The sequence below is a fragment of the Streptomyces sp. NPDC013157 genome, from assembly GCF_042899865.1.
Classification (GTDB): Bacteria; Actinomycetota; Actinomycetes; order Streptomycetales; family Streptomycetaceae; genus Streptomyces.
Genome location: NZ_JBIBAK010000009.1, coordinates 302,003 through 327,175, shown reverse-complemented (window position 1 = coordinate 327,175; position 25,173 = coordinate 302,003). Strand labels below are relative to the sequence as shown.

General features: G+C 70.6%; 24 protein-coding genes. 18 read left to right on the top strand and 6 right to left on the bottom strand.

Features of this window, described 5'->3' with window-relative positions:
* The first annotated feature begins 33 nt into the window (after positions 1-33).
* The 11 genes from ACFY6U_RS27075 to ACFY6U_RS27025 all read left to right on the top strand — a co-directional run bounded on the left by ACFY6U_RS27075 (position 34) and on the right by ACFY6U_RS27025 (position 11,200).
* The gene (locus ACFY6U_RS27075; RefSeq protein WP_390042270.1) at positions 34-903 is read left to right on the top strand and encodes a FadR/GntR family transcriptional regulator; all 870 of its coding nucleotides are present in this window, start codon (positions 34-36) and stop codon (positions 901-903) included.
* 29 nt (positions 904-932) lie between these two features.
* Positions 933-1,646, top strand: coding sequence for an HAD family hydrolase (locus ACFY6U_RS27070; RefSeq protein ID WP_390042268.1), 714 nt, complete (start codon positions 933-935; stop codon positions 1,644-1,646).
* 265 nt (positions 1,647-1,911) lie between these two features.
* Positions 1,912-2,784 carry a winged helix-turn-helix domain-containing protein gene (locus ACFY6U_RS27065; protein WP_390042266.1) on the top strand — a complete coding sequence of 291 codons (873 nt, stop codon included), beginning with the start codon at positions 1,912-1,914 and terminating at the stop codon, positions 2,782-2,784.
* 244 nt (positions 2,785-3,028) lie between these two features.
* Positions 3,029-5,242, top strand: a complete 2,214-nt coding sequence (locus ACFY6U_RS27060) for a phosphotransferase (RefSeq protein ID WP_390042265.1) — start codon at positions 3,029-3,031, stop codon at positions 5,240-5,242.
* A gap of 159 nt (positions 5,243-5,401) precedes the next feature.
* Positions 5,402-6,205 (top strand): hypothetical protein, encoded by an 804-nt coding sequence (locus ACFY6U_RS27055; RefSeq protein ID WP_390042263.1) that lies wholly within the window; start codon positions 5,402-5,404, stop codon positions 6,203-6,205.
* 24 nt (positions 6,206-6,229) lie between these two features.
* Positions 6,230-6,835, top strand: coding sequence for a TetR family transcriptional regulator (locus tag ACFY6U_RS27050; RefSeq protein ID WP_390042262.1), 606 nt, complete (start codon positions 6,230-6,232; stop codon positions 6,833-6,835).
* A 51-nt stretch (positions 6,836-6,886) separates the two neighbouring features.
* Entirely contained in the window at positions 6,887-8,893 is a 2,007-nt protein-coding gene (locus tag ACFY6U_RS27045; RefSeq protein ID WP_390042260.1) for a HelD family protein, read from the top strand.
* A 33-nt stretch (positions 8,894-8,926) separates the two neighbouring features.
* Positions 8,927-9,451 (top strand): HAD domain-containing protein, encoded by a 525-nt coding sequence (locus ACFY6U_RS27040; RefSeq protein WP_390042258.1) that lies wholly within the window; start codon positions 8,927-8,929, stop codon positions 9,449-9,451.
* A gap of 105 nt (positions 9,452-9,556) precedes the next feature.
* Positions 9,557-10,030 carry a helix-turn-helix domain-containing protein gene (locus tag ACFY6U_RS27035; RefSeq protein WP_390042256.1) on the top strand — a complete coding sequence of 158 codons (474 nt, stop codon included), beginning with the start codon at positions 9,557-9,559 and terminating at the stop codon, positions 10,028-10,030.
* Between the two features lie 77 nt (positions 10,031-10,107).
* The gene (locus tag ACFY6U_RS27030) at positions 10,108-10,740 is read left to right on the top strand and encodes a hypothetical protein (protein WP_390042254.1); all 633 of its coding nucleotides are present in this window, start codon (positions 10,108-10,110) and stop codon (positions 10,738-10,740) included.
* A gap of 109 nt (positions 10,741-10,849) precedes the next feature.
* Entirely contained in the window at positions 10,850-11,200 is a 351-nt protein-coding gene (locus ACFY6U_RS27025; protein WP_362598354.1) for a DUF2516 family protein, read from the top strand.
* A gap of 121 nt (positions 11,201-11,321) precedes the next feature.
* Here the strand turns inward: ACFY6U_RS27025 and ACFY6U_RS27020 are convergent, their stop codons facing one another.
* The 3 genes from ACFY6U_RS27020 to ACFY6U_RS27010 form a co-directional block, all read right to left on the bottom strand.
* Positions 11,322-12,632, bottom strand: a complete 1,311-nt coding sequence (locus ACFY6U_RS27020) for a PP2C family protein-serine/threonine phosphatase (protein ID WP_390042252.1) — start codon at positions 12,630-12,632, stop codon at positions 11,322-11,324.
* Positions 12,633-12,918: 286 nt separating this feature from the next.
* Entirely contained in the window at positions 12,919-14,037 is a 1,119-nt protein-coding gene (locus tag ACFY6U_RS27015; protein ID WP_390042250.1) for an NlpC/P60 family protein, read from the bottom strand.
* 183 nt (positions 14,038-14,220) lie between these two features.
* Positions 14,221-14,988, bottom strand: a complete 768-nt coding sequence (locus ACFY6U_RS27010; protein WP_390042248.1) for a class I SAM-dependent methyltransferase — start codon at positions 14,986-14,988, stop codon at positions 14,221-14,223.
* A gap of 310 nt (positions 14,989-15,298) precedes the next feature.
* On the opposite strand from ACFY6U_RS27010, the gene mshA reads away from it, so the two are divergent.
* From mshA to ACFY6U_RS26995, 3 genes are all read left to right on the top strand, one after another.
* Complete coding sequence (gene mshA / locus ACFY6U_RS27005) at positions 15,299-16,636, top strand: D-inositol-3-phosphate glycosyltransferase (RefSeq protein WP_390042246.1); 1,338 nt, start codon at positions 15,299-15,301, stop codon at positions 16,634-16,636.
* Entirely contained in the window at positions 16,629-17,138 is a 510-nt protein-coding gene (locus ACFY6U_RS27000) for a YbjN domain-containing protein (protein WP_390042244.1), read from the top strand. Before mshA ends, ACFY6U_RS27000 begins: the two co-directional genes overlap by 8 nt.
* A 131-nt stretch (positions 17,139-17,269) precedes the next feature.
* Positions 17,270-18,946 carry a glycosyl hydrolase family 28-related protein gene (locus ACFY6U_RS26995; RefSeq protein WP_390042242.1) on the top strand — a complete coding sequence of 559 codons (1,677 nt, stop codon included), beginning with the start codon at positions 17,270-17,272 and terminating at the stop codon, positions 18,944-18,946.
* Here ACFY6U_RS26995 and ACFY6U_RS26990 read toward each other — a convergent pair.
* Positions 18,925-19,743: an AraC family transcriptional regulator gene (locus tag ACFY6U_RS26990; protein WP_390042240.1), complete on the bottom strand. Its 819-nt coding sequence runs from the start codon at positions 19,741-19,743 to the stop codon at positions 18,925-18,927. The two genes, ACFY6U_RS26995 and ACFY6U_RS26990, sit on opposite strands and share 22 nt — an antisense overlap.
* Here ACFY6U_RS26990 and ACFY6U_RS26985 point away from each other — a divergent pair.
* Positions 19,742-20,227 (top strand): DUF2000 family protein, encoded by a 486-nt coding sequence (locus ACFY6U_RS26985; protein ID WP_390042238.1) that lies wholly within the window; start codon positions 19,742-19,744, stop codon positions 20,225-20,227. The two genes, ACFY6U_RS26990 and ACFY6U_RS26985, sit on opposite strands and share 2 nt — an antisense overlap.
* Before the next feature lie 131 nt (positions 20,228-20,358).
* Positions 20,359-21,477 carry a hypothetical protein gene (locus tag ACFY6U_RS26980; RefSeq protein ID WP_390042236.1) on the top strand — a complete coding sequence of 373 codons (1,119 nt, stop codon included), beginning with the start codon at positions 20,359-20,361 and terminating at the stop codon, positions 21,475-21,477.
* A gap of 75 nt (positions 21,478-21,552) precedes the next feature.
* On the opposite strand, the gene ACFY6U_RS26975 is transcribed toward ACFY6U_RS26980, so the two are convergent.
* Positions 21,553-22,818: an MDR family MFS transporter gene (locus ACFY6U_RS26975; protein WP_390042234.1), complete on the bottom strand. Its 1,266-nt coding sequence runs from the start codon at positions 22,816-22,818 to the stop codon at positions 21,553-21,555.
* Between the two features lie 165 nt (positions 22,819-22,983).
* Here ACFY6U_RS26975 and ACFY6U_RS26970 point away from each other — a divergent pair, with 165 nt between their 5' ends.
* Positions 22,984-23,745 carry a phosphoglyceromutase gene (locus ACFY6U_RS26970; RefSeq protein WP_351703278.1) on the top strand — a complete coding sequence of 254 codons (762 nt, stop codon included), beginning with the start codon at positions 22,984-22,986 and terminating at the stop codon, positions 23,743-23,745.
* Between the two features lie 231 nt (positions 23,746-23,976).
* On the opposite strand, the gene ACFY6U_RS26965 is transcribed toward ACFY6U_RS26970, so the two are convergent.
* Positions 23,977-24,519: a DUF4262 domain-containing protein gene (locus ACFY6U_RS26965; protein ID WP_390042232.1), complete on the bottom strand. Its 543-nt coding sequence runs from the start codon at positions 24,517-24,519 to the stop codon at positions 23,977-23,979.
* A gap of 233 nt (positions 24,520-24,752) precedes the next feature.
* Between ACFY6U_RS26965 and ACFY6U_RS26960 the strand changes: the two genes are divergently transcribed.
* A complete protein-coding gene (locus tag ACFY6U_RS26960) occupies positions 24,753-25,160 on the top strand; it encodes an NUDIX domain-containing protein (protein ID WP_390042230.1) in 408 nt (135 codons plus the stop codon).
* The last annotated feature ends 13 nt before the right edge of the window (positions 25,161-25,173 follow it).

Here is a 25,173-nt window from a genome sequence, read left to right as displayed (position 1 = left end):
CAACTCCCGCCAGATGGATCAAAGTTGTAGCGTTTGGTCGTGACTCAGGAGAACGTGGCAGTGAACGCCGGCAGCACACCTCAGGAGATCGCCGACACCCTGCGGCAGCGCATCCGCTCGGGCGACCTCAAGGCCGGCGACCGCCTGCCCACCCAGGCCGAACTGGCCGAGACGTTCGGCGTGGAGCGGGGAACCGTGCGCCAGGCCGTGCGCGTACTGCAGGACGACGGCTACCTCGTCGACGTCGGCAAGGGCAGCCCGCCGCGCATCGCCGAGCCCCGGCCCGCGGCGCTGGACGAACCCCAGCCGACGATGGTCGGCCTCGGCCCGCGCATGACGGAGGCGTTCGCCGCCGCGCACGTCCGCATCGACGCCGCCTGCCTGACCGCCCAGAGCCTGCTGCCGGCGCTGGCCGAGCCCCTGCGCATGATCCACGAAGGCCGGATCCGCCCCGAGCGCATCGACGTCCGCGTCCTGCTCCCCAGCCGGGACATCGCCCTCGCCTTCCCGACGGCGGTCGACGGCGACGACGACACGGTCCACAACCGCTGGCTCGGCATGCGCAACGCCCAGGGCCACGTCCTCCAGTACAACCTCCAGGGCCTGCGCTCCACCCACAAGATCGACGTGAACGTCACCTTCCGGGCCCTGCCGTTCACCCCGCCGATCAAGCTGTACCTGCTCAACGACGCCGAGGCGCTGTTCGCGTACTACACGGTCACCCGCCGCGAGGAGCAGACGGAGGACGGCCTGCTCGACATGTACGACGCCGTCGGCTCGGAGTCCCTCCTCTTCTCCTTCGAGAGGCGGACCGGCCAACGGGACGCCGCGTTCGTGGAGCAATCGCAGAAGTGGTTCAACGCCCTCTGGGAAACCATCACGACGGACCTGACACTCTCTTAGTGACTTCTGATACGACGCAGACTGAACTGGTGGCAGCCAAGAGCAAGAACACGACCGAAGAGATCGCGGAACTGGTCAGAAGCGCCCGTGTCGTCCTCTGGGACTTCGACGGGCCGATCTGCCGGCTGTTCGCGGGACACTCGGCGGCGGGCGTGGCCGGCGAACTGGTCGACTGGCTGGCGGTCCGCGGCCTGCACGGCCTGGTCACCGAGACGGAGCGGGACTCCCTCGACCCGCACCTCGTCCTGCGCGCCGTGGACCGCAGGCACCCCGGCAGCGACCTGGTCGCGGAGCTGGAGGAACGTCTCACCAAGGAGGAACTGCGGGCCACGTCGACGGCGATGCCCACGGCGTTCGCGGACATCCTCATCCAGACGTGGCGGGCGCGCGGCGCGCGCATGGCGGTCACCACCAACAACTCCCCCCGGGTGGTCCGCGCCTACCTCGACGACCGCGCCCTGACCCCCTGCTTCGCCCCGCACATCTACGGCCGCACCCAGGACCTGCACCGCCTCAAGCCGGACCCGCACTGCCTCAACCGAGCCCTCAGCGCGATGGGCGCCGCCCCCGGCGCGGCCCTGATGATCGGCGACTCCCCCACGGACTTCCAGGCGGCCCGGACGGCCGGTGTCCCGTTTCTGGGCTACGCGCGTAACGCACGGAAAGCCAAGCTTTTGACCGAGGCCGGCGCGGAGCATGTGGTGGGGTCCTTGTGGCCGTTGCTGGAGATACTGCGGCACTAGGGGGCGGCGGGTGGCGCGGGAGGCTCCGGGGGATGGCGCGCCTGCGGCGCCAGGCCGCCAGCATGCCGATCAAACCCGATACGTACACAACCAGTTGGACCAGGTCATCCATCTGTAGCGTGATCCCGACTACCTGTAACTCCATGGCGTCCGCCCCTTGCAAGCTCCGGTCGGCCGTGTAGCCCCGGGCGCGCCCGCCCGGTTGCCAGTCACCATCCCAGCATGCCCGGGTTTGCGGAAAACCGGGGAAAGGAACGCTCGCTGTATGGCAGCCAGGCAGGTGCGTGACAGTGGGGGCGAGGCGTTCCGGCAGGTTTCCGAGGCGCTGCGGACCCGGATGCTGGACGGGACGTACCAGCTGGGTTCCGAACTGCCCGCTCAGGGCAGGCTCGCCAAGGAGTTCGGGGTGTCCCGCGACACCGTCCAGCGGGTGGTGCGCGAACTGGGCAACGAGGGGTGGATCGCATGCCGCCAGGGCAGCCCGGCGCGGGTGGTCAAGACGCAGCGCGTGCAGTCCACCACGGCCAGGGCCAGCAGGTCGCGGCAGGTGATGGTGCTGGGGCCGCTGATAAGCGAGGCGTTCGAGCAGTCCCAAGTCTCCCTGGACGTCTTCACGTTGACCTCGGAGTCCCTCGACACCCACATCCGGCTCCAGGCGGAGCGGATCCGGGCCGGCGCCATCGCCCCCGGCAGCATCGTCGTACGGTTGCTGCTGCCTGATCCGCAGCTCGACATGCCGTATCCCGTGGTCAGGCAGGACAAGGACGATCCGCGCCTGCGGGAGCGGCTGCGCGCCGTCACCGACCGGCACACGGAATCGCTGCGTACCGCGTTGCGGGACCTGCAGACGGAGTGGTTGGTGCCGTCCGTCGACGTACAGGTCAGGCATGTGCGGCTGGTTCCGGCCTTCAAGCTCTACGTCATCAACGGGACAGAGGTGCTGCACGGCCTCTACGACGTCATCGAACGGCCCATCATCCTGGACACGGGCGAGGAGATCGACGCACTTGACGTGCTGGGACTGGGCGCGACGCTGACGCACCACGTGGAGGACGCCGACAAGGACTCGCCGGGATCGGTCTTCGTGCTGAAGATGCGGTCCTGGTTCGAGTCGGTCTGGAACCTGCTCGCCGAGTAGCTCTTCGCTGGACCAAAGGTTGGGGACAAGCGCGGTGCGCTAACATGCCCGCATTATGTGAGCAACCGCTCCGATTCCTACGTATGAGAAGGTCAAGCACACCGATCTCAGAACGACCTGACGCAGCGGGGCACCAAACCCACCCGTTGTGGCTACTCGATTGCGCCTCTGGTCGTGCGGGCAGTCAGCCGCGTTTACCGTTTGCCGTACTTTCCAGCCAGCGCTAGCAATCCCGGAGCGGCCAGTGGGCGCACCTTCTGTTCCCTCTCTTTCCCTTGGGGAACGCGCCAAGCCCGGCGCAGGTCATGCGCTTTACCAGCAGATCGTGCGCCTTGCCCAAGAAAACGGCGAGGAGCACAGCGGGTATCACAACAGGAACTATGTGTTGCCGTTGACCGGTCCCATGGCACAGCTGCTGGGCCGTGAAGCCGGCACCTCGGTGACGGTGCGCATCCGGCGCGCGGACGCGCTGCCCGTGGTGATCAGAACCTGGCAGCACGAGGCCGAGATTCTACGGGCCGTCAGGGCCGTTCTGCCTCCGGTCCCGGAATGCCTCCTCGAGGGAAACGGCTTCGCCATCCACAGCTATGTGGAAGGAGTGCCGCTGTCCAGCGTCTGTGGCAACGGCAAGCCCGTCGACACGCTGCTCGTCAAGGAAATCGCCCAGCTTCTCGCCCAGATGGCCCAGGTGCGCCGGGGTGCACTGCCGGCGCTGCCGACTTCGTGGCCCGGCAACGACCAGGACAGCCAGGGTTTTCTGCAGGCGCTGGCACACTGTGCGGACCGGCAGATCCGGCGTACACATCTTGACGTCTTCGGCGGGCTGTTCGCGGCGCTGGATATCCCGGAGGACGCGCTGACCCGGTTCGCGGAACGGGTGCCGGTGATGACTCGGCGGCCGTACAGCCTGCTCCACGCGGACCTGCACCGGGACAATCTGATCGTCACCTACGGTGGTGATCCGTCGCTCATCTGCGTCGACTGGGAACTCGCCACCTACGGCGACCCCCTCCACGACCTGGCGATCCACCTGGTGCGCATGCAGTACCCCAGCCATCAGTGGTCCGAGGTGGTCGAGGCCTGGGCCGAAGCCATGAGAGGGATCCGGCCCGGTGCAGTCAACGGAGTGGGCAGGGACCTACGGCACTACATCGCTTTCGAGCAGGCGCAGTCCGTCTACCCGGACGTGATGCGGGCCGCCACCTCCCTGGATGAATCGTTCGACCAGAAGGGCCTGGACGAGGCCACGTTGGCGGTGCGCCGCGCTCTGGAAGTGGCCCAGGCCCCCCTGCAGCTGCGGCAGCTGCCCAGTGAAGCCGAGATCGAGCGTGTTCTGTTCCGGTGGCGGATTTCCCGGAGGGAAGCCCGCAAGGGCCTTTTCTCCACCTTCGGCACCGCACCCTGGACACCCGACAGGCGTGTTCCCGAGCGTCCGGATTTCTCTTATCTGGCGGTGCATGGAGCGCTGCAGGCCGAGGGTGCGGCCCCAGCCGGCCGGGTGTTCAAGGGGACCGGTCACCTGAATTCCGTGGTGCGAGTCCCCGGAATCAAATTCCCGGTCGTGGTGCGGCGCAAGGTGAAAAATGTATTCCGCCGCGAACGCAGTTTTCTCAGCGAGCACGCGGTGCTCAAGGCCATCGAGAATTCGGGTGTTTCAGTGGCGGCGCCAAGGATCCTGGCGCTCGGTGAGAGCTATCCAGGGAAATACCAGAAGGACCGCTTCGCCATCCACACCTACGAAGGGCCGCTCGACATCGACCGGCCGCCCAATCATCCGGTGCACGGCCTGCTGCCGCATGAAGCGGACCGTCTTGTCGACCAGCTCTGTGCGCTGAAGGACGTCGACTATTCCAAGCTCGACCCGGCCGCCGGTCAAGAGGGTTTCGGCTTCTACAACTACCTTCGCGAGCAACTCGTCCTGCTGGTGGAAAACCTGCCAAAGGAGTCCCAACAACTCGCCCGGCAACTCGGCCTGCCGAACGCCGGACGACTGGGGCTGATACTGGACCGGCATGGGGTGAGCACGCGCAAACCGATCCTGCTGCACGGTGACCTGAACCCCTGGAACCTGGTGCGGCGGGACGACGAGATGGCGCTGACCATCATCGACTGGGAGATGGCGGTCGTCGGCGACCCCCTGTACGACCTGGTGCGGCACATGCATCTCACCCCCACCCGGCCGGAGATCCGGGACCGGATGTTCCGCCGCTGGGAGCGTTTGCTGCCGTCGGCCTACACACACGACTGGCAGCAGGACTGGCAGGTCTACCGGTGGATCGAGATCGTCCGTTCCGCCTACGTGGACCTGGACCGGCTGGTCACGGGAGCGAGCCTGGACGCCCCCAACGTCCGCCGGGCCGTGGACTCGTACGCCATGACACTGGCGGCGGCGATCGCCTCGCTGGGCCTGCCGGCCCGCGCCACCGCCAATCCCCATCTTGCTCGTGCTCTGGCCTAGAGAGAACATGAGTGCTCCGAATACCCGTTTGCCCACGGGTCTGCAGGGCCGGCCGGGCAGCGCTGCGCGGAGGGGGCGTGCATGTCGGGGCGGAACGGTGGTTCGGCGGGTGAGGACGGGATATCGCGGCTGAAGCGCTTTCAGGAGCGAGTCGAGCCGGTGGTGACCCGCATCCTGCTGCTCGGCATCTTCGTCACCGGCCTCACGGCCCAGTTCGTGAAGCCGGTCGGGGACGCCCTGGAGGGCAAGGCCTTTCTCGGCGGCGCCCTGCTGAGCCTGGTCGGCTACGTCCTGTACGACCAGGTGAAGGAGCTGACGTCGTCGGTCCGCGCCCCGACCCGGGCGCTGGTGAACTCCAGTCAGCTGGGCAGCTTCGTGAGTGAGGCCTTCGAGGCGCGGAGAGTCGAGATCAGTTTTCTCGGCTACACGGGCGAGACGCTTCACAGCACCCTGTACCACCACCTCGAAGACCTCTTCGACCATCCCGGTCCCACCCGCAGGGTGCTGGTCCGCATGCTCGTCCCGGACTTCGGCCAGCCGATGACGGTTCCCTCCAAGGTGGGGGAGCAGGACGTGCCCGTGGACGATCCCGACTTCCGCAAGCGCATGGAGCAGCGGTGCCGTGAATACGACGGCATCCTCTCCGAGCTCGCGGAGCGGCTCACGGCCGCCGGCCGGGTGCGTGTCGAGTGCGAGTACCGGCTGTATCCCGGAATCCCGCGCGACAAGATCTGCATCTTCAACCGGCAGCAGGTGCTGCACGGTCTGTACGACCTGTCCGTGCGGATGCGGCTGCACCACCTGGGCGACGAGTACTACGACCCCAAGGGCTACCGGACCGACCTGAACGTGTGGTCCCGGGAGGGCGTCGCCGGGGCGGCGGTGGCGACCTGGACCAAGCACTTCGACGATCTGTGGAACCTCGCGAAGCTCCCGCAGTGGCGACAGGTCCCGTCGGCCTGACCCGCGCTGCGTAGGCTCGGGCGCATGGGTGACATGGGCCTGCGTGAGCGCAAGAAGCGGCGGATGTACGAGGACGTGTCGGACATCGCCGTGCGGCTGTTCCTGGCGAAGGGGTTCGACGCGGTGTCGGTCGCCGAGGTGGCCGCCGCGGCCGGGATCTCCAAGCCGACGCTGTTCCGGTACTTCCCGGCCAAGGAGGACCTGGTCCTGCACCGGATCGCCGACCACGAGACGGAGGCGGCGCGGCTGGTCGCGGGGGCCGGGTCGCCGGTCGCCGTACTGAGGGCGCATTTCCTTGACGGGCTGGGGCGCAACGACCCGATCACCGGCCTCAACGACCACCCCCAGGTGCTCGCCTTCCACACTCTGCTCAACAGCACCCCCACCCTGGTCGCCCGGCAGTACGCCTACCTGGAGCGGTCGGAGGCCGCGCTCGCCGAGGCCCTCGGCGGCACCCTGGAGGCCAGGCTGTCGGCCGGCCAGATCATCGCCGTACAGCGGATCCTCGCGCAGGACAACTGGCGGCGGATCGTGGCGGGGGAGCGGGTCGAGGACGTGCGGGAGGACGCGGTCCGGGCGGCGCAGCGGGCGTTCGGGCGGTTGGAGCGGGCCATGACCGACCCTGACTGAGGTCGGGTAAAAAATTTAACCAGGTTACGTTTTCTCGTTTACGCTGTCCCCATGCAGCAGGAACTCGACGTCGAACGCGCCTACCACGACACCTGCCGAGCCGCCCTCGCCCGCATGGTCGAAGGCGCTGTCGAGCACGTCGTCACCGGCGAGGACGTCTCCGCGTCCGGTGCCGACGCCGAAGTGCTCGGGTACCGGCTGCGCAGCCGGGCCAAGGAGATGCGCGAGCTGCCGGAGGGCCCGCTCTTCTTCGGCAAGCTGGACTTCGCGGCAGGAGAGCACGCCGGGCAGAGCTACCGCATCGGCCGGCTGCGGATCAGCGAGGAGCCGACCGCCCCGCCCCTCGTCGTCGACTGGCGGGCCCCCGTCTCCCGCGCCTTCTACCAGGCCGGCCCCGACGACCCGCAGGGCGTGGCGGTACGGCGGCGGTTCGGCTGGGCGCCCGGCAGCCGCGGTGACTCCGCCGATCTCACGGGGATGGAGGACGAGCGGCTCGGCAGGGGGGAGTCCGGGACCGGGAGCACCATCCTCACCCGGGAGATCGAACGGCCCCGCGTCGGCCCCATGCGCGACATCGCCGCCACCATCCAGCCCGACCAGGACGACCTGGTCCGCGCCGGCCTCGCCGACTCCGTCTGCGTCCAGGGCGCCCCCGGCACCGGCAAGACCGCCGTCGGCCTGCACCGGGCCGCCTACCTCCTCTACACCCACCCCCAGCGCATCCGCCGCGCCGGCCTCCTGATCCTCGGCCCCAACCGCACCTTCCTCTCCTACATCTCCGAGGTCCTCCCGGCCCTGGGCGAGACGGGCGTACGGCAGCGGACCCTGCCGGAGGAGATCGGCCGCCACCCGGTCACCGGCACCGACCCCCACCGCACCGCCGCCCTCAAGCACGACCCGCGGATGGCCGAGGTCCTGCGCCGCGCCCTGTACGCGCACGTCCGCACCGACGCCGTCAGCCCGCTCTCGCTCTCCGACGGCACGTACACCTGGCGGGTCTCCGCCGCCGCGCTGGCGCGGATCGCCGAGGGGGTACGGGAGGAGGAGCCGCCGTACGCCGTCGGGCGGGAACGGGTGCGGGGGCGGGCGATGCGGGCCGTACAGCTCCAGGCCGAACGGCGGGCGGGCACGCAGCCCTCCGCCTGGACCCGGCGCCTCGAACGCTCCCGTGCGATGAGCGCCTGCCTCGACACCGTCTGGCCGAAGGTGCGCCCGGAGGAGGTGGTGGCCGGACTCCTCACGGACGGCGGGGTGCTGGCGGCCGCCGCCGACGGGCTGCTGACCCCCGGCGAACAGCGGGACCTGCTCTGGGCCCGGCCGCCGCGCTCGTACAAGTCGGCCCGCTGGTCGGCCGCCGACCTGGTCCTCCTCGACGAGGTCGCGGGGCTCGTCGAACACCCCGAGGGCTATGGCCACATCGTCGTCGACGAGGCCCAGGACCTGTCTCCCATGGAGTGCAGGGCGATCGCCCGCCGGGCGGTCTTCGGCTCCCTCACCGTCCTCGGCGACCTGGCCCAGGCCACCACACCCTGGTCGGCGCGGAGCTGGGCCGCCGTACTGGGCCACCTGGGCAAGCCGGAGGCGGCCGTCGTCCCGCTCACCACCGGTTTCCGGGTCCCGGCGGCGGTCGTGGCCCTGACCAACCGGCTGCTGCAGCGCCTCGGCACGGACGTACCGCCGGCCAAGTCCTACCGCGGCGACGGCGAGGTGACGATCCGTCCGACCCGAGACGTGCCCGCGACGACGGTCACCGCGGTGCGGGAGGCCCTGGCCCACGAGGGGTCGGTAGGAGTCGTGGCGGCGGACGCGCAGGTGACCGCGGTACGCGAGGCGCTGACCGCCGCCGGCATCGAACCGGCGGGCCCGGACGAACTGGGCGCACGGGTGGCCGTGGTCCCGGCGAGCGTCGTCAAGGGCCTGGAGTACGACCACGTGGTGGCCGTGGAACCGGCGGCGGTGGCGGAGGGTGAGGAGCGGGGGCTGCACAGGCTGTACGTGGTGCTGACAAGGGCGGTGTCCCGTCTGGACGTGGTGCACACGAGGCCGTTGCCGTTCTGAGGGACGGCGGCACTCTCTGCGATCCTGTCCCCGATGCTCCTCTTCCTGGATGTCGACGGCACCCTCATCCCCTTCGGCGCCCCCGCCGACCGCCCCTACCCGGTCCACAGGACCGGCCACACCCCACCCAACCCCCTGCTCGCCCGCATCGACCCCGCCCTCGGCCCCCGCCTGGGAGCCCTCCGCTGCGACCTCGTGTGGGCCACCACGTGGATGGACGACGCCAACGCCTGCGTCGCCCCCTGGCTGGGCCTGCCCCCGCTGCCGGTCGTGGAGTGGCCGGACGAGGAGGAGCCGTCGGCCCCGCTGCACTGGAAGACCCGGCCGCTGGTGGCGTGGGCGGGGGAGCGGCCGTTCGTCTGGCTCGACGACGAGCTCACCGAGGCCGACCGCGCCTGGGTCGCCGCCCACCATCACCGGCCCGCCCTCCTCCACCGCGTCGACCACGAGTCCGGCCTGACGGACGCGGACTTCGCGGTGCTGGCGGACTGGCTGGCGGTCCATGGAAGCGGGGCCCCGGGTTCCTCGCCCTGCTCACCCGCCTCCGGCTCCTGCTGAGCCGGTCGGCCCGCTCGGCCATCCAGGTGGCTTCCGGGTATGGCGCGGCACACTTTTGCAAGCAGGTGCTTGCAATTGTTAGCGAGGGTGGGGCAGGGTAGAGGTATGGCATCGCTGAACGTCGGCAATCTCGGTGAGTATCTGCGTGAACAGCGGCGCAACGCGCAGCTGTCGCTCAGGCAGCTCGCCGATGCCGCCGGGGTGTCCAATCCGTACCTGAGCCAGATCGAGCGCGGGCTGCGCAAGCCGAGCGCGGAGGTGCTCCAGCAGGTCGCCAAGGCCCTGCGGATCTCCGCCGAGACGCTGTACGTCCGCGCCGGAATCCTCGACGCCGAGCGGGATCTGAACGAGGTGGAGACCCGTGCGGTCATCCTCGCCGACCCCACCCTCGACGAGCGGCAGAAGCAGGTGCTGCTGCAGATCTACGAGTCGTTCAGGAAAGAGAACGGCTTCGGGTCGGGCGAGGAGCGCGCGAACGACACGGACCCCCGGGCGGTCGCCGAGGACGACGACGTCGGCAGCGACGTCGGCAGCGACACCGACGACAGCGAGACCGATCCGCGGCGGACGGCCGGATGAGCCGGCCAAGCGCGCCGACCGCCGCGCCGCGGACCACAAAACCCTCAGCCGAACTTTAATACGGGAGGACCATCACCATGGCCATCACCGACGACCTGCGCAAGACCCTCAGCGACCCGACCCCGCTCTACTTCGCCGCCGGCACCGCCGACCTGGCCCTCCAGCAGGCCAAGAAGGTCCCCGGCCTGGTCGAGCAGCTGCGTGCCGAGGCCCCGGCCCGGATCGAGGCGGTCCGCAAGGCCGACCCGAAGGCCGTCCAGGAGAAGGCCGCCGCCCGGGCCAAGGAGGCCGGCGTCAAGGCCAAGGAGGCGCAGGCCAGCCTCCAGTCCAAGGTCAACGACTTCATCGTCTCCCTCGACGGCGACCTCAAGAAGCTCGGCGAGTCCGCCCAGGACTTCGCGCTGCGCCAGGTCGGCGTGGCCGCCGAGTACGCGGTCAAGGCCCGCGAGACCTACGAGAAGGTCGCCGAGCACGGCGAGCAGGCCGTGAAGACCTGGCGCGGCGAGGCCGCCGACGAGATCGAGGACCTGGCCATCGCCGTCGAGGGCAAGCCCGAGACGGCCCCGGCCAAGGAGGGCGAGAAGAAGGCGGACGAGCCGAAGGCCGCCGAGGCCAAGCCGGCCGCGACGAAGAAGGCCCCGGCCGCCAAGAAGACCCCGGCCCCCCGCAAGGCCACCCCGGTCAGGAAGACCACCCCGCCGGCCAAGTAACCGGCGCACGCGTCAGCGGAACATACGGACCGGGCACCTTGAGGGTGCCCGGTCCGTTCTACGGGTACGGTGGCCGCGTAGGGATCGGGAGAGAGCGGGTGGTGACGGCATGCTGATGCTGGGATTCGCAGGGTTCCTGGGACTGCTGAAGATCGTCCTGATGGCCCTGGCGGCGTTCGGACTGGTCGACGCCGTGTTCCGGCGCGAGGACGCCTTCCGCGCCGCCGACAAGCAGAACAAGATGTTCTGGCTGATCATCCTGGCCATCGCACTGGTCGTCAGCTACCTCTTCTCGATCCTCTCCATCCTCCCCATCGCGGGCCTGGTGGCGAGCATCGTCTACCTCGTCGACGTCCGCCCCGCGGTCAAGCAGGTGTCGGGCGGTGGCGGCGGCTGGCGAGGCCGCCGCGGCGGCAGCAGCAGCGACGGCCCGTACGGCCCCTACAACGGCGGCCGCTGAGGCGCCCCGTAAGGGGCGCTGGGGGTACCCCCGGCCTAAGGCTGGGGGAGGAACTGCGCGATCAGCCACGAACCACCCGCACCCGGCTGACGGCAGAAGACCCTACGGCGAGCAGCCGCTCTCAAACGTCCCTATCCAAAAGAACGACGGCCACGTCATCCGTCAGCTCGCCCCCATTGAGCTGCCGCACCTCATTGACGGCCGCCCGCAGCAACGCCTCCCCGGTCAGGCCGGAGGCCAGCTGCCGCCGGACCATCTCGACCATCCCGTCCTGCCCCAGCCGCTCCCCGCCCGAGCCCACCCGGCCCTCGATCAGGCCGTCGGTGTAGAGCATCAGACTCCACTCGGCGCCCAGCTCCACCTGCATCCGCGGCCACCGCGCACCCTTCAGGAGCCCCAGCGCCGGGCCGTTGTTCTCGTACGGCAGCAGCTCGGCCGGCCGCCCGGGCCGGGCGACCAGCGGCGCCGGATGCCCGGCCAGGCACAGCCCGGCCCGGCGCCCGTCCGGCGTTATGTCGACGGTGCAGAGCGTGGCGAAGATCTCCTCGTCGGAGCGCTCGTGCTCCAGCACCTCCTGGAGCGTGGACAGCAGCTCGTCGCCGCACAGCCCCGCCAGGGTCAGCGCCCGCCAGGCGATCCGCAGCTCCACACCGAGCGCGGCCTCGTCCGGGCCGTGCCCGCACACGTCGCCGATCATCGCGTGCACGGTCCCGTCGGGCGTGCGCACGGTGTCGTAGAAGTCGCCGCCGAGCAGCGCACGGGAGCGGCCGGGGCGGTAGCGGGCGGCGAAGCGCAGCGAGGAGCCGTCGAGGAGGGGCGTGGGCAGCAGGCCCCGCTCCAGGCGGCGGTTCTCCTGGGCGCGCAGCCGCCCCTCCGCGAGCTTGCGCTCGGTCGTGAGGGAACGCTTGCGCTCGACGGCGTAGCGGATGGCGCGGCTCAGCAGCCGTCCGTCCAGTTCGTCCCGGAAGAGGTAGTCCTGCGCGCCGACGCGCACGGCCTCGGTGCCGCGCTCGGCGTCACCGGAGGCGGTGAGGGCCAGCACGGCGTGCCGGGGCGCGAGCTCCAGCACGTGCTTGAGCACGGCAAGCTCGCCCTCCGTCTCCTTGCCGCCCGGCGCCGGCAGCGCCAGGTCCAGCAGGATGCAGTGGACGTCGTCGGTCAGCAGCCGCTCGGCCTCGGTGAGGTTGCGGGCGGTGCGGACGCGGATCGAGGTGCCGGACGCGTCCCGCAACTCGGGCAGGACCGGCGAACCGGCCGGATCGTCCTCGATCAGCAGCAGGGTGAGAGTGGTGCCGCCGGTGTTCGGGGTGACGGCTTCCGTGCGGTTGGCCTCTTCCTTGAGGGGGCCGCCGCCCTGTGCGGGCGCGGCGGCCGGCGCCTGACCACTCTCCACGGCCGGGATCGCTCTCTGCCGCGGTACGGGTACGGGCATCGTGTTGGGTTCCTTCCCTCCCCCCGAGGGCATGGCGGGGCGAGGGACCTCGACCCACCCGACGGGGACCATAGCGGTACTGGGCGCCGCAGCGGAATGGTGTGAGCCGCGTCGCTCTGTCTCAGGCCAGCGTCATATGCCGTTTGCCGTACCGCAGTTGGACAAGAGGGCCGTCCGACAGGGATGACGAAGGTCACGTGCCGCCGGAGTTTGAGCGGGCGTTGCGGTGCACTGGGTCACATGGCCCAGCTCACGAAAGGGATATCACACCTAAACCACTCGGCGCTCAGGCATCCGGTCGTACCACCCCGAGGATCGGCATCGACCCCGCGCCGCCGAGCGACACCGTCCGCCCCGGGCGCGGGGCCTGGATGATCGCGCCGTCCCCGATGTACATCGCGACATGGCTGGCGTCGTCGTAGTAGATGATCAGGTCGCCGGGGCGCATGTCCTTCACGTCGATGTGCCTGAGCTGCTTCCACTGCTCCTCGGAGGTGCGCGGGATCGGCTTGCCGGCGCTCGCCCAGGCCTGCGAGGTCAGCCCGGAGCAGTCGTACGAGTCCGGGCCCTCGGCGCCCCACACGTACGGCTTGCCGAGCTGGGCGGTGGCGAACGCGACCGCCTTTTTGCCCGCCGCGGACGCCTTGGTGTGGATCTCGTCGAGTATCCCGGTGTCCAGCCAGGCGGTCTGCGCCTTGTAGGCGGACTCCTTCTCCAGCTCGGCGAGACGCTCCCTCTGTTTCTTCTCCAGCGTCGACTCGAGCTTCTCGGCGGCGGCGATCCGCTGCGTGATCTTCTTCTTCGCGGCGGCCTTCGCCTTGCGGCCCGCCTCCAGCCTGTTCCACTGGTCGGCCGCGTCCGCCGCGTACTGCTTCAAGTCCTGCTGGGTCCGGGACAGTTCCCTGATCAGGGCCTTGGTCGCCCGCTGGCCCTGGAGTACCCGCCCGGCCCCGTCCAGGAACTCGGAGGGGTTGTCGCTCAGCACCAGTTGGGCGGTGTCCGGCAGACCGCCGGTGCGGTACTGGGCGGCGGCCGCCCGGCCCGCCCGCTCCTTCAGCGTGTCGAGCTTCTGCTGCCCCTTGACGATCTTCTTCGCCAGGCCGACGATCTCGGCGGACTGCTTCCTGGCCGCCTCCTCGGCTGCGTTGTACGCGTCGGTGGCGACGGCCGCGTCGTGGTAGAGCTTGTCCAGCTTCGCCTGTACGGCCTCGAGGTCCTTGTCCGGCGGGACGGTCACGGAGGCGGCGGCGGAGGTGCTGGGTGAGGGGCTGGTCGAGGGGGTCGGACCGGGCGCCGCGAACGCCGCGCCGGGTGCCGCCAGCACCGTCACCGCGCAGACCACCGTCACCGCCGTCGCCAGGATCCCGCGCCGACCCGGCCGGACGGTGTGCTTGTCCGGTCCCATGACCCGCCCCTCCAAAACTGATTAACCGTCAGTAACTTATGGCACGTGGAGGATCGTGCCACGGCGTGGCGCAAAGCGACAGAGGTAACGGCAGGTGGGTTCCTCCCCGGTTTCCCCCCGGGCATGACGATCTCCCAGCCTTTGTGACGAACGACTCATCGAGATCGTTCCCACCCCGCCCCATCAGGCCTTCGGTGCCAACGCTCCCCACGCCACCGTCACTTCGCCCTGCCGCCAGCGCGCCGCGGAGTCGGTCACCGGCCAGTCGGCCGACAGGTCCCGCACCGCCCGGATCCACCGCTGCCGGGCGCCGTACGACGCGTAGGGCGCGGCCGCCGCCCAGGCGCGGTCGAAGTCCCGCAGGAACGCGTGCACCGGCTCGCCCGGCACGTTGCGGTGGATCAGCGCCTTGGGCAGTCGTTCGGCGAGGTCGGACGGGCGTTCCAGGGACCCGAGCCGGGTCGCGAAGGTCACCGTCCGCGGCCCCTCCGCCCCGAGCGCGACCCATACGTGCCGCCGCCCGATCTCGTCACAGGTCCCCTCCACCAGCAGCCCGCCGGGTGCCAGTCGCCCGCACAGCCGCCGCCACACCTCGGCGACCTCGCCCTCGTCGTACTGCCGCAGCACGTTGGCCGCCCGGATGAGCAACGGCCGTGCGGCGAGCGGGATCTCGAACCCGCCGTGCCGGAAGGCGAGCCCCTCGCGCTCGTACGGCCGGGCCGCGGCGACCCGTGCGGGCTCGATCTCGACCCCGACGACCCGCGCGCGTGGCGCGACGCTACGCAGCCGGCCGAGGAGTTCGACGGCGGTCCAGGGCGCGGCGCCGTAACCGAGGTCGACGGCAACGGGGTCGAGGGCACGGCGCAGCGCGCCACCGTGCGTGGCGGCGATCCAGCGGTCCATCCGGCGCAGCCGATTGGGGTTCGTGGTCCCGCGCGTCACCGTTCCCACGACGGGGGTCCCCCCGCTCGAGCGAAGCCGAGAGTGGGGGAGGGAAGCGGCGCGGGCATTCATGCCTACGAGAGTAAAGCGCCCCGTCAGGGGCACGGGGAACTGCGCGCTCAACCCCCACCCACCCGCACCCGACCCCCCACCCGCACCATCCCACGCATCCCACCCTCGAACGGTTGAGCGACCAAAGGCAATGTGTCGGCAAAATCGCCCACCCTCGGAATGGGAATCCTCCCCTCCGCGTTGCACCCCGTTGGACGGCACTCGATGCCCTCCCACCGGCATGCCCGCACCGCGAGAGGACCGCCACGTGAGCCAGTACGTCAGCAGGCTCGGGCGCCGCTCCCCGTCGGCTGCCTCCCGGCTCCGCCGGGCCCGCCGGCCCCGCCGCGTCGCCATGCTCTCCGTACACACCTCACCGCTCCACCAGCCCGGCACCGGCGACGCCGGCGGCATGAACGTCTACATCGTCGAGCTCGCGCAGCGCCTCGCCGCGATCGACATCGACGTCGAGATCTTCACCCGGGCCACCTCCGGCGGCCTCCCGCCCACCGTCGAACTCGCCCCCGGCGTCCTCGTCCGGCACATCGACGCCGGTCCCTACGAGGGCCTCGCCAAGGAGGACCTCCCGGCCCAGCTGTGCGCCTTCACGCACGGCGTGATGCAGGCCTGGGCCGGCCACCGCCCCGGCCACTACGACCTCGTCCACTCGCACTACTGGCTCTCCGGCCACGTCGGCTGGCTCGCCGCCCAGCGCTGGGGCGTCCCCCTGGTGCACGCCATGCACACCATGGCCAAGGTCAAGAACGCCAACCTGGCCGACGGCGACACCCCCGAGCCCGCCGCCCGGGTCATCGGCGAGACCCAGATCGTGGCCGCGGCCGACCGCCTCATCGCGAACACCGCCGAGGAGGCCGACGAACTCGTCCGGCACTACAGCGCCGAGCCCGCCAAGGTCGCCGTCGTCCACCCCGGAGTGAACCTCGACCGCTTCCGCCCGGCGGACGGACGCAGGGCGGCCCGCGCTCGCCTCGACCTCCCGCAGGACGCCCTGATCCCGCTCTTCGCCGGCCGCATCCAGCCCCTCAAGGCCCCCGACGTGCTGCTGCGCGCGGTGGCCGTGCTCCTCGACGAACGCCCCGAACTCCGCTCCCGGATCGTCGTACCGATCGTCGGCGGCCCCAGCGGCAGCGGTCTCGCCAAGCCGGAGGGCCTGCAGAAGCTGGCCGCGCGGCTCGGCATCGCGGACGTCGTCCGGTTCCGGCCGCCCGTCGGCCAGGAGCAGCTGGCGGACTGGTTCCGGGCGGCCTCCGTCCTGGTCATGCCCTCCTACAGCGAGTCCTTCGGCCTGGTGGCGATAGAGGCCCAGGCGGCCGGCACCCCCGTCCTCGCCGCCTCGGTCGGCGGCCTGCCGGTGGCCGTACGGGACGGTGAGACCGGCTTCCTGGTGCGCGGTCACGATCCCGCCGACTACGCGCGCGTGCTGCGCCGGTTCGCCGACGACGCCACTCTGGCGGACCGTTTCGGCACGGCCGCCGCCCGGCACGCCCAGTACTTCGGCTGGGACACGGCCGCCGCCGCCACCGCCGACGTCTACCTGGCCGCGACCCAGTCCCACCGCCGTCGCGTACGCTCGGCCCATGGGTGATGGTGCACAGGAACGGCAGGCCGCGCAGGTCGTCGAGGGTGTCCTGAAGGACGCCGAACTGGAGTGGGAGAGCCCCGAGTCCGGCACCTACGTCGTGCAGCTCCCCGGCACCCGCAAGCTGAAGACGACCGTCTCCCTCATCGTCGGCCGCCACTCCCTCTCCCTGAACGCCTTCGTCATCCGGCACCCGGACGAGAACGAGCCGGCCGTCCACCGCTGGCTCCTGGAGCGCAACCTCAAGCTGTACGGCGTGAGTTACGCCGTCGACCGCCTCGGCGACGTCTACGTCACCGCCCGCCTCCCGCTCTCCTCCGTCACCGCCCCCGACCTCGACCGGCTCCTCGGCCAGGTCCTGGAGGCCGCGGACGGCGCCTTCAACACCCTTCTGGAGCTGGGCTTCGCCTCCGCGATCCGCAAGGAGTACGCGTGGCGGGTGTCCCGGGGCGAGTCGACGCGGAACCTGGACGCGTTCACGCACCTGATCGAACGCTCCACCGACTGACTGCAGGTCCATACCTGATTGGGGCCTGCACGACTCTTTCAAGGTGCCGCGCCACCATGGCATGCTCACGGCCGACGCACATATGAACGTCGTTCACAACCATGAAAGCCGCCATGGGAAGGACGTACGGAATGAGCACCGCCCACCACGGCACGACCGGCTCCCTGACCGGCCCCATCACCAGACGGACCCTGCTCGCCGGCGCCACGGCCGTGGCCGCGACCGCCGTGACGGGCGGCACGGCCCACGCCTCCGACGGACAAGTGCCCTCCCTCTGGCGGGAGTTCCGGCGCACCCCCTTCACCCACCCGCAGATCCCCTACGTCGGCCGGGCCGGGGCGGCCCGCATCCGCCGCCTCCCCGTCGTCGCCGATGTCCGGGCGTACGGCGCCGTCGCCGACGGCGTCACCGACTGCGCCCCCGCGATCAACCGTGCCATCGCCGCTGCCGCCCGGGCCGGCGGTGGCACGGTCACCATCCCGCCCGGCACCTTCCGCATCGACGGCCTCATCCGCATCGGCCACGACAACGTGGTGCTGCGCGGCGCCGGCAGCGGTCGTACGACCCTGTACGCGACGAAGAACCTCACCGAGCTGATCGGCCCGTACGGCTCACGCTACGGCGGCACGAAGTCGGCGTGGTCCTGGGCGGGCGGGCTCATCTGGCTGGCGCCCGAGCCCCGTTGGGACTCCCTGGTCGCCGCGATCAAGGCGCAGGCCTGGCCCTTCGAGGGCTGGACGGGCAACAAGCGGGACGAGTGGGAGCCGCTGACGCCCGTCGAACCCGCCCGGCAGGGCGACTGGACGGTCACCGTCGCCGACCCCTCCCGGCTGTGCCCCGGCCGCCTGGTCCTGCTCCGGATCGCCGACGACCCGGCCCACACCCTCCTCCAGCACATGTCCGGCGGCGGCCCGGGACCGGCGTCGTACTACTGGGAGGACAAGACCAAGCTGCTGTCGTACGTCCCCTACGAGTGGCCCGTCCGGGTCACGGCGGTGCGCGGCCGCAGGGTGACGCTGGAACGTCCGCTGCCGCTGGACCTCCGCCCCGAGTGGAACCCCCGGTTCACCACCCACGTCCGCGAGCTGACCGGCTCCGGTGTCGAGGGCCTCACCCTCGACGTCATGGAGACCCCGCAGTCCCCGCACCTCCTCGACAAGGGCTACAACGGGGTCGTCCTGCAGTGCGCGTACGACTGCTGGGTGGACGACGTCACCGTCCGCAACGTCGACAACGGCTTCGGCCTGGTCGCCGCCTCCGCCTGCACCCTGCGCCGCACCCGGGTCGGCGGCCGGGGCGAGCACCACCCCTACTTCTGCCGCGAGGGCTCGCACGACAACCTGATCGAGGACTTCACCGTCGAGCAGCGCACGGTCCCCGCCCCCGCCGACACCCAGCTGCACGGCATCAACGTCGAGGGGCTCTCCTCCCACAACGTGTGGTCGCGTGGCGAGATGCAGATGGGCACCTTCGACTCCCACCGCGGTCTGCCGTTCGCCAACGTCCGCACCGACATCACCGTGAACAACAACGGCCGGCACGGCGGCGACGCCAACGCCGGACCGCTCTTCGGCGCCCGCTTCACCCACTGGAACGTCCGGGTGACCAACGGCCGCGCGGGCCTGATGCGCCTCGACGGCCTCGCCCCGTACTCCGCGACGGTCGGCCTCAACACGGTCACCGACTTCGACCAGATCGACGTACCGGACTTCACCGGCGACCTCAACTCCCGCCTGGAGCTGTACGGCACCTGGGACGCGGTAAGGCCGCGGAACCTGTACGAGGCTCAGCGCGCGCTGCCCCGGTAGCGGCCCGGCGTCACCCCGACCAGCCGCTTGAAGTGCCGGGTGAGGTGGGCCTGGTCGTAGAAGCCGGTGGCGGTGGCCGTCTCGCCGGGCGGTACGCCGTCGAGCAGCAGCCGGCGGGCCCGGCCGACCCGGCGGGACGTCAGGTACTGGTGTGGTGCGATGCCGTACGCGCCGCTGAACGCCCGTACCAGGTGGGCGGGGTGGGCGTGCAGCAGCCGGGCCGCCTCCGCCAGGGCGAGCCCGTCGGCGACCCGCTCGTCGAGGAGTTCGCGCAGGGCGCGGGCGAGGGCCGGGTCGGGGACCGGGGCGGCGGGTTCCCGGGCCGTGAGCCGGGGGCGGAGCAGCCCCCGCAGCCGCTCGCCGATGAGGGTGAGCCGGCTCTCGGCCTCCAGCTCGTCGCCGGGGCGGACGAGGGCGGCGTGCAGCAGTCCGACCCGCTGCCGCAGCAGGGGGTCGCGCAGGTCGGGCCCGTCGACGGCAGGACCGATCAGGCCCGCTCCGAGGACGCTCTCGGCCAGGTAGACCACGCGCTTGCGGAAGCCGTCCGCGGTGGCGGGGGAGCCGTTGTGCGGGACGTGCGGCGGCAGCAGGGTCACGGTGTCGGCCGGGGTGCCGTGCTCGTGGCGTTCGAGGTCGTACCGTACGGCGCCGTCGTCCACGATGAGCAGCGTCCAGGCGTCATGGACGTGCATCGGGTACGCGTACTCGGTGAAACGGGCGTGGAAGACCTCGGTGACGCCCGGGACACTGGGGCGCCAGGCGGTTACTTCCTGCGTGGCGGACTGCCGGGCGGCCATGCAAAGAACGTACAAGACCCGGACGGACGGCGCCCGGCAGTCTCGGGGCATGAGCACTCCCCGTACGGACGCCGTCCGTTTCGACACGAAGATCGCCGTGCTGCTGCGGGACGACCTGGAGCCCTGGCAACGGCTGAACGTCACCGCGTTCCTGGTCAGCGGCCTGGGCGCGACGCTTCCCGAGGTGGTCGGGGAGCCGTACGAGGACGCCGACGGGGTCGCCTACCTGCCGATGTTCCGGCAGCCGGTGCTGGTCTTCGAGGGCGGCAAGGAGACCCTGAAGGCCGCACACGAGCGGGCGCTGGGCCGCGCCCTGCCCCGGGCCGTCTTCACCGCGGACCTGTTCTCGACCGGAAACGACCGGGACAACCGGGCGGCGGTACGTGCCGTACCCACGGCGGAGCTGGACCTGGTGGGGCTCGCGGTGTACGGGCCGCGGAACGCGGTGGACAAGGTGCTGAAGGGGTCACGGATGCATCCGTGACCCGCTCCTTCGCCCGGCAGTCGTCCGGCAGTCGTCCGGCAGTCGTCCGACAGGAGGAATCCCGTCCGGTGACCGGGTGATCTGATCATCGTAATTGTTGAGGCCGGGGCTGGATGTCGCATGTGACAGTCATGCGATACATCAGATTCTGCGGTGTGGCCGCGGTTGCGGCGGCGATGGTCACGGGGCTGACGGGCGGGACGGCGAGTGCGGCGGAGCCGGACACTGTTCCGTGCAGCGGGGCCGCGCTGGCCTTTGCCATCAACTACGCGCGGAATGGCGAGACCCTTGATCTCCGCCGTGACTGCACCTACCACCTGAGCTCCGCCCTGCCGGCCATCGGCAAGGACCTCACGATCCGGGGCAACGGTGCGACGATCCTCCGTGACGGTGCGAATACCGCCGCGTTCCGGATTTTCGATGTCGGTTCGGGCGGTGACCTGCGCCTGCAGGACCTCACTGTCCGCGGCGGATATGTCGTCAACGGGGACGGCGCCGGGATCCGCGTCACCAGCGGTGGTCGGCTCACGCTGTCGAAGGTCGATGTAGTCGACAACACCGCCTCGGCGAACGGCGGCGGCATCGCGGTGGCGTCGAACGCCTGGGCGCGCATCAGGAGCAGCTACGTGGCGTTCAACAACGCGGACACGGGTGGTGGCCTCTACACCGCGGGGTCCGTGTACGCCGAGAACTCCGAGTTCGCCCGCAACCACGCCCGGACCGCCGGCGGCGGGATCGCCGAGGTCGGAGGCAACACCTTCGTCGGCACGAGTGTGGTCCGGCGCAACACTGCAGCCGGGAGCGTGAAGATCGGCGGCGGCATCTACGTCAGCAGCGGCACGATGGAGATCGACGACAGCAAGATCACGAACAACACCGACACGGGCAACAGAGGCGGCGGGATCGCCAACAGCGGGATCCTGAAGCTGGTGAAGTCCGAGGTCAGCGGCAACGTCGTGGGCGGCACCTCGGGTCGCGGCGGCGGCATCTACAACACGGGCGGGCTCACCCTCAAGGGCACCGACGTCTTCCGCAACAGCGCGAACGGCCCCGGCACCTCCCTGGGCGGCGGCATCGCCAACGACAGCGGATCCGTCACCCTCGACCACAGCACCGTCCGCAACAACGCCTCCACGGTGGCACCCGGCGGGGTCTTCACCAACAGGCTGATCTCGGTGACGGACTCCACCGTCACCCGCAACATCCCGACCAACTGCTCTGTCGGCCTGGTACCCGGCTGCACGGACTGACGCCGCCCGCGGCCACCCGCGGCCATGGGAAAGGCCCCGGCCCCCGTCGTACGGGGGCCGGGGCCCGCCCCGCGCTCAACCCGCCCGCACCCCCGCGTCCGCGTCCGCCCCCGCCACGGCCGCCGCAGCCACCGGCCGCTCCGCCGGCAGCCGCCGCATCAGCAGCCCGTACCCGAGAGCCGCCGCCGTCCCCACGACGGCGCACACCCCCCACAGCCACCGCGCCCCGAACCGGTCGATGACCACCCCGGACATCAGCGGCGCGATGAGCGCGGCGGCCGACCAGGACAGCGTGTACATCCCCTGGTACCTGCCCCGCCCGTGCACCGGCGAGAGCCGTACCACCAGCCCCGTCTGGGTCGGCGCGTTGACGATCTCGGCGAGCGTCCACACGCACACGGTGAGCGCGAACACCCCGACCGACCCCGCGAAGGCGGTGAGCCCGAACCCATACCCCGCGAGGAGCGACGAGACGACGAGCAGGGACCGCGGATCCCGGTGCTGGATGACCCGGGTCACCGGGATCTGCAGCACCACGATGAGGATCCCGTTCACGGCGATGGCCATGCCGTAGTCGGCGGGCGAGAACCCGGCCTCCCCCATCGCCACCGGCAGCCCGACCGACCCCTGCTGGAAGATCAGGGCGACGAGGAACGACAGCCCGACGACGCCCATGTACCGCCCGTCGCGCACCACGGTCAGCAGGCTGACCTCGTTGTCCTCGGCGGCCTCGGCGGCGGCCCGCCGAGGCCGCGACTCGGGCAGCCGGAGGAAGACGAGGACGGCGCAGACGGCGGTCATCCCCGCCTCGATCAGGAACCCGGCGCGGTAGCTGACCTCGGCGATGAACCCGGCTCCCATGGAGGACACGGCGAAGCCCAGGTTGATCGCCCAGTAGTTGAGGGAGAAGGCCCGCACCCGGTCCTCGGGCCGCACGATGTCGGCCATCATGGCCTGCACGGCCGGCCGGGAGGCGTTGGAGGCCACGCCGACGAGGAAGGCGACGGCGGCGATGGCGACGGGGTCCTGTACGAACCCGAGCAGCGCGACGGCCGCGGCGGTGGACCCCTGGGCGACGAGCAGGGTCGGCCGTCGGCCCAGCCGGTCGGCCATCACCCCGCCCGCCAGGGACGAGACCACTCCGCCCAGCCCGTGCAGGGAGGCGACGAGCCCGGCGTACGAGGCGCTGTACCCCCGGTCCAGGGTCAGGTACAAGGCCATGTACGTGGCCACGAAAGCACCCAGCCGGTTGACGAGGGTGCTGGTCCACAGCCACCAGAACTCCCGGGGAAGACCGGAGACGGTCTCCCGGACGGCGCGTCGCAGGGCGGCGGACGACATGGTTCCCCCAGGGCAGGATGTAAGTGATGCGTGTGCTGAGTGGAACTTACTTACAGGTCGCTCGCCTGAGCCAGTCAATTAACAGATGCAGTCGACTGTCCGCCCGCTGGGACGCCCCGCGGCCGCCCGCCCGCCGCCCCGAATACGTGGATTACGCTCTGACCCATGGCCGACGCACCGTACAAGCTGATCCTCCTCCGCCACGGCGAGAGCGAATGGAACGCGAAGAACCTGTTCACCGGCTGGGTGGACGTCAACCTCAACGAGAAGGGCGAGAAGGAGGCAGTCCGCGGCGGTGAGCTCCTGAAGGACGCCGACCTGCTCCCCGACGTGGTCCACACGTCCCTCCAGAAGCGGGCCATCCGCACGGCGCAGCTCGCCCTCGAAGCCGCCGACCGCCACTGGATCCCGGTCCACCGCAGCTGGCGCCTGAACGAGCGCCACTACGGCGCCCTCCAGGGCAAGGACAAGGCGGCGACGCTGGCCGAGTTCGGCGAGGAGCAGTTCATGCTCTGGCGCCGCTCGTACGACACCCCGCCCCCGCCGCTGGCCGACGACTCCGAGTTCTCCCAGGCGGCCGACCCCCGCTACGCCTCCATCCCCCCGGAGCTGCGTCCCCGCACGGAGTGCCTCAAGGACGTCGTCGTCCGCATGCTTCCGTACTGGTACGACGGCATCGTCCCCGACCTCCTGGCCGGCCGCACGGTCCTCGTCGCCGCCCACGGCAACAGCCTGCGCGCCCTGGTCAAGCACCTGGACGGCATCTCGGACGCCGACATCGCCGGCCTGAACATCCCGACCGGCATCCCCCTCGCCTACGAACTCGACGCCGACTTCAAGCCCGTCACCCCGGGCGGCCAGTACCTCGACCCGGACGCGGCAGCCGCGGCCATCGAGGCGGTCAAGAACCAGGGCAAGAAGAAGTAACGCGGAACGGTCAAGCCCCTCACCCGCGCTTCAGCTGCGGGTGGGGGCTTTTCGCTGCCGTCGGGCCGTCAGCTGCCGGCTCCCTACGGCACCACCATCAAGGCCACGGGCGGAGCCGCGCTGCCGGTCGTTCACGCGTACCTCAACGCGGGCGATCTTGACTCGATCCCTGTAGATCTCTACGACGTCGTACCCGAGGCGGTCATGGCCGGATACGCAGCCGCGCCGACCTCACGTGATGTCGGCCCATGGGCCGGTGGTCTCGTCTTTTGGCACCCAGAGCAGTGGTTGAAGCATGCGGCAGCGTTCGTCCGCTCCCTCTTCCCAGGGGAACCGCCCGGCCTTGTCCGGCCAGAACAGCTGCGTGATGGGCAGTGGCGGTGTCTGGTAGAAGTCGATGCCCGCGCCGAAGAAGTCGTGGTACCAGCTGGGATGCACGGGCCGAACCGCCACGTCGTAGCCGTTGAGGACGTCGCTCCGGCGCTGGTCCGGCTCGAGTGGGCTGCCGTCCCGTATTGCTGCCCCAGCGGCGTTCGCCACGCGCATCGCGGTCTGTGACGGAAGGCCGAACACGCTTACCTCGGGACTGCGCAGTGTGTGCCACAGACCGATCGAGTAGCCCCAGTCGCCGGGGGCATCACCGCCGGCCACGCCCATGACGTGCCAACCAGAGTCCGCGACACTCTGGGCAATGCGGCTGTCGCGTTCCTCCCACACGGGGCCGCCCCATTCCGTCGGGGCGCAGAGGAGGCAGAAGCAGGGGGAGACGTCCATCGGAGGAGAGTAAGCCTGCTCGCACCCGGGTCCGTCTCCGGGCCGCCCTGGGCCGACCAGCGGCAGCAGCGACCAACGGCACCCGCCCCAGCTGCTTCGGGACGAAGCGGTGGTTCCCCAGGCTCACCGCTGCGCTTTCGCCGGCACGGCCTCCTCAGCCGGGCGTCGCCGGCAGCGTGGCTGAGGCTGGACGGTGCTGACGCAGACGACGCCCTCCGATACGGTCCCGAGCCATGGCGAATGGCAGTGATGTGCCGGAGAAGGTGGCATGGATCCTGGTTCGGGACGACCGGGTGTTGGTGACGCGTAGTCACGGCAGAGATCGCTTTTACCTCCCGGGCGGTCATCGTGAGCCGGGCGAGTCCGACGGCGAGACCCTGGTGCGGGAGATCGACGAGGAACTGCAGGCGGCGATCGACCCCGGCTCCATGGCGCACTTCGGCACGTTCGAGATCGGCGAGGGCCATCCTGAGCACGGCCCTTTCCGGATGATCTGTTACACCGCCGATCACCGCGGTGAGCTGACCCCGTCGAGGGAGATTGCCGAGAAGGCGTGGTTCCGCTATGCCGATCGGGACCGAGTCTCGGCCGTCGACGAGCTGGCTTTCGACGCGCTTCACGGGGCTGGGCGGCTCTCCTGATCCCGTGACTGCC